The sequence below is a fragment of the Pleurocapsa sp. CCALA 161 genome, assembly GCF_003003995.1.
Lineage (GTDB): Bacteria > Cyanobacteriota > Cyanobacteriia > Cyanobacteriales > Xenococcaceae > Waterburya.
Genome location: NZ_PVWF01000223.1, coordinates 1 through 4,086, shown reverse-complemented (window position 1 = coordinate 4,086; position 4,086 = coordinate 1). Strand labels below are relative to the sequence as shown.

6 protein-coding genes are annotated in these 4,086 nt (G+C 37.2%); 5 read left to right on the top strand and 1 reads right to left on the bottom strand.

Annotated features, from left to right (window positions below; genetic code table 11):
- From queA to C7B62_RS24845, 4 genes are all read left to right on the top strand, one after another.
- On the top strand, positions 1–1,012 hold a 1,012-nt coding region (gene queA / locus C7B62_RS24855; RefSeq protein ID WP_106244118.1), incomplete at its 5' end, for a tRNA preQ1(34) S-adenosylmethionine ribosyltransferase-isomerase QueA.
- A 197-nt stretch (positions 1,013–1,209) separates the two neighbouring features.
- Entirely contained in the window at positions 1,210–1,362 is a 153-nt protein-coding gene (locus C7B62_RS25515) for a high light inducible protein (RefSeq protein ID WP_146132217.1), read from the top strand.
- A 113-nt stretch (positions 1,363–1,475) separates the two neighbouring features.
- A complete protein-coding gene (locus tag C7B62_RS24850) occupies positions 1,476–2,147 on the top strand; it encodes a cytochrome b N-terminal domain-containing protein (protein WP_106244114.1) in 672 nt (223 codons plus the stop codon).
- A gap of 18 nt (positions 2,148–2,165) precedes the next feature.
- A complete protein-coding gene (locus tag C7B62_RS24845) occupies positions 2,166–2,915 on the top strand; it encodes a fatty acid desaturase (RefSeq protein ID WP_106244111.1) in 750 nt (249 codons plus the stop codon).
- Between the two features lie 92 nt (positions 2,916–3,007).
- Here the strand turns inward: C7B62_RS24845 and C7B62_RS24840 are convergent, their stop codons facing one another.
- A complete protein-coding gene (locus tag C7B62_RS24840; RefSeq protein ID WP_106244107.1) occupies positions 3,008–3,409 on the bottom strand; it encodes a thioesterase family protein in 402 nt (133 codons plus the stop codon).
- A gap of 13 nt (positions 3,410–3,422) precedes the next feature.
- On the opposite strand from C7B62_RS24840, the gene C7B62_RS24835 reads away from it, so the two are divergent.
- The gene (locus tag C7B62_RS24835) at positions 3,423–4,061 is read left to right on the top strand and encodes a bifunctional 2-polyprenyl-6-hydroxyphenol methylase/3-demethylubiquinol 3-O-methyltransferase UbiG (RefSeq protein ID WP_106244104.1); all 639 of its coding nucleotides are present in this window, start codon (positions 3,423–3,425) and stop codon (positions 4,059–4,061) included.
- Positions 4,062–4,086: the final 25 nt, after the last annotated feature.

The window sequence follows — 4,086 nt, the reverse complement described above, 5'->3', positions numbered from 1 at the left end:
GTCTCCTGCTGACCCTAGAGATAGCTCCCGTCTACTGATCGTAGATTCACGGCGAGAGTCTACCCACGCCACTTTTCGTGACTTGCCCCATTGGTTAAAACCAGGTGACTTATTAGTTCTTAATAATACCCGTGTTATTCCTGCTCGCCTTTATGGTCATAAAATTTCGGGGTCTAAGTTAGAAATTTTGCTCATTGAAGAGCGATCGCCTAATTGTTGGCTGGCTCTAGTTAAACCTGGTAAACGTTTTACTCTCGGAGCAACTATTAATTTTGATGCCATAGGTAATTCTGACTCAAGCAATCATACCCTTCAAGCTACGGTAATCGACAAAGATCAAGCCACAGGCGGTAGAATTTTGCGGTTTGAGCTACCGACTGGTCAGTCTTTGTGGGAACGATTAGATGATTATGGACAGCTTCCTTTACCACCCTATATTGTGAATAGTGATGCTCCTGACGAACGATATCAAACCGTATATGCCAACCAACCAGGAGCGATCGCAGCACCCACCGCAGGTTTACACTTCACGCCAGAGTTACTAGCAAAACTACAGCGCCTGGGTATTGAACAGACTCAGATTACTCTTCATGTAGGTATTGGTACTTTTCGTCCTGTAGAAACAGAGGAGATTAAGAATCATGCTATGCACCAAGAATGGATTGAAGTCAGTGCTGAAACCGTGAGTAAAATAAAACAGACAAAAGCCAGAGGCGGTCGTGTAATTGCGGTGGGAACAACCGCCACTAGAGCCTTAGAAGGAGCTGCCAGAGAAGCCAAATCAGATTTTATCGACCCCTTTCGGGGTAAGACTGATTTATTTATTTATCCTGGCTATCAATGGCAAGTGGTGGATGGTTTAATTACTAACTTTCATTTACCAGGTTCGAGCTTGTTAATGTTAGTGAGTGCCATGATTGGTCGAGAACAGTTGCTAAGTCTTTACCAACAAGCGATCGCTCTTGAATACCGTTTTTATTCTTTTGGCGATGCCATGCTCATTTTGCCTTAATTAAAAATTCAATATCTGTCGTTAAGATTAGGTTAATCTTTTTCTGGTTACTCAATTCCCACAAATGCGATCGTTTGGATATGAAAAATAAATCAAATTCAAAATCCTATACCCTGTGATAGAGCCTTCTCTAAAATCAATTTGTTAATTTCTAAATAAGCACTTCAATTAACAGAACTTAACAAGGCTGACAAAATATGCAAACACAGATATCAAAACCAAAATTAGGATTTACGACTAGATTTGCCAAATTCTGGCATAATTACTCGGTAATCATCGGTTTTTTAGCTGCTGTCTTAGTCGAAATGAAAACTAGTCAAAACATTCTTAGACAGTTTAGCATCACCTGATTTTAAATCCTGATTTTAAATTTTATTTATAAGCAAGTTAACTGAAATACATTACCTTCTTAGATTTATTTCTGCTCTCAACAACTAATTCTATATATATAATTAAACTAAGCATGAATTCTCTTCAATACAATTTCGTGTTACGGCGAACCGCGACTATTTTGTCAATTATCATCTTAACTTCGGCAATTATTGCAGCTATATCTGGCATATTAATTGGATTTTACTACGAACCTGCTGCGGGAGATGCCTATCAATCCTTAAACCAGATAAATGAGTCTATCTCCAACGGTTGGCTAATCTACAGCCTGCATGACTTAGCTGGTAATGGAACTATCGCTGTGGCGCTCATTCAGATTGTAGTCATGTTTCTCGGCAGACAATTTAGACGCAGTTGGTTAACAGGATGGATTAGCGGGATTTTGCTAACCTTATCAACTATTGGTTTAGGTTGGACAGCAATGATTCTTAGCTGGGATCAATTAGGATACTGGCGTTTAAAAGTCGAATTGGGCATTATTGAGTCTGTTCCCATTATTGGCACATTTGTGAGCAATCTACTCACAGGTGGCAGCGGTATCAATACCACCACAATTGTGCATTTTTATACGCTTCATAGCTATGTTTTATCTACAGCTGCGATCGCTTTAGCAGTAGTCCATTTAGTAGCTTTAGTTATTCATGAACAGGAACAAAAATATCTTTTAGTCCAGCAGCTACAAAAGCTTTCAAAATCTACTTTCTTAGAAGAAAAACTGGCAGAAAATACCACTACAAAAGCTTGATTTGCTTAAAAATAATGTATGTTCTTTAATCAATTTTTGTCTAGGCTAACTTTTATAAGTATTAATTTAACAACGGGAATTATTGTTAGCGCAACTATAATTTCATTCTGGTTTGTCACTTTAATTGCCTTGTTAGCTCTAGATATTAATACAGTACCTCTATACTTAATTATTCTAAGTATTTTTTTGAGAATTTTTTTGCAGACAGGACTGTTTATTACTACTCATGAGGCAATTCATAGAACTATTTGCCAAAATGTTCTAATCAATGACGCTTTTGGCTATATCACTTCTTGTTTGTACGCAATACTACCTTATCAAACATTAGTAAAAAATCATCAATTACACCATCGCCATCCTGCTACCGAGAAAGATCCCGATTTCAATTGCTTGCATTCAAATAATTTCTTATTTTGGTATCTAAGCTTTATGCAAGAGTATCAAAAAGGTAGACAATTTTGGATTTTGTTTGTGGGAATGACAATTATATTCTGCACATTTATTTCTTTACATATTTCTATCATTAATATATTTTTGTTTTGGGTAATTCCTATTTTCATTAGTTCCTTACAATTGTTTACCTTTGGTATATTTTTACCCCATCGTCAACGAGATGCAGAATATAGCGATCGCCATCGAGCCAGAAGTAACAATTACTCAATATTTTGGTCTTTTATTGCCTGCTACCATTTTGGCTACCATTGGGAACATCACCAATATCCAAATTTACCTTGGTATGATCTTCCTTTAGCTCGTCAAAAAAATTGAGTTGTTAGTTGTACAAAATAATACTTATAAGAAGTTTAAAAAAGACTAATCCACAGATAAACTGTATTATGCAAATTGTGATTCAGCAACTTTTATCCTAACCATTCAAGTATGATTGCTGGTAAATCTGTTCTTTGTCTAATTCGAGGGTTTATGCAAACATGACGGGTTTGAGCCTTAACTAAAATTTGCGCTAAATTATCGACAGGGGATATTTGATAGGCGATCGCAAATTCACTATTGTTAATTAAACTGACAATCAAACTGATCTGGATTTGATCTCCACAACAAAGGGGACGCAAAAAATCTATCTCTGCATGAACAATAGGTAAGGCAGTTTTGCCCTCTTGAATCATTTGACTAAGGCTAATTCCCCTCTGAGTCAACGACTCTTCATAGGCTTGATGACAGATTTCTAATCCTTTGGCAAAATAAACTACTCCTGCTGCATCGGTATCGCTTAAATAAATTCGTCGTAAATAATTAAATTTCATTAAATATAAAATTATGTGTTTGAATAATATTTCAGTAGATCAGCAAAATCCGACTGGTTGGTTTGAACCTTTATATGCCCAAGCGAAAGGGGATTCTTCGCAAGTACCCTGGGCAAAAAATCAACCTCATCCTTATCTACAGCAGTGGTTGAGTATAAATTCACCTCAGACAGAGGGAAAATCGGCTTTAGTGATTGGCTGTGGCTTAGGAGACGATGCAGAACTCCTCGCCAGTATAGGTTATCAGGTAACAGCATTTGATATTTCTCCCACAGCGATCGCCTGGTGTCAGCAAAGATTTCCTAATTCCACCGTTAATTATCTAGTAGCAGATTTATTTAACCTCGATCCTCAATGGCAAGGCAAATATGATTTTATTTTTGAATGCAAAACGATTCAGGCATTACCCTTAAATGTGCGATCGCAAGTTATCCAAAAAATTGCAACTTTAGTAGCGCCAAAGGGAACACTTTTAGTTATTACTCGCCATCGTGAGGCTAATACTATCCCAGATGGGCCTCCCTGGGCTTTATCAGATGCTGAATTGTCACAATTTACTGAGTTAGGATTGAGCGAAGTTAGTTGCGATCGCTTTGTTGAAGGTGAGCAAACCAAGATTGAACAATATCGTCTGGAATATTGTCGCAGTTAGAGGCAATTAACCGAATATTATTTCT

What these genes read in the sequence shown, in the direction of transcription:
- C7B62_RS25515 (WP_146132217.1), top strand. Translation starts at nt 1,210, where the DNA reads ATGCAAACACAGATATCAAAACCAAAATTAGGATTTACGACTAGATTT.
- C7B62_RS24840 (WP_106244107.1), bottom strand. Translation starts at nt 3,409, where the DNA reads ATGAAATTTAATTATTTACGACGAATTTATTTAAGCGATACCGATGCA.
- C7B62_RS24835 (WP_106244104.1), top strand. Translation starts at nt 3,423, where the DNA reads ATGTGTTTGAATAATATTTCAGTAGATCAGCAAAATCCGACTGGTTGG.
- C7B62_RS24850 (WP_106244114.1), top strand. Translation starts at nt 1,476, where the DNA reads ATGAATTCTCTTCAATACAATTTCGTGTTACGGCGAACCGCGACTATT.
- C7B62_RS24845 (WP_106244111.1), top strand. Translation starts at nt 2,166, where the DNA reads ATGTTCTTTAATCAATTTTTGTCTAGGCTAACTTTTATAAGTATTAAT.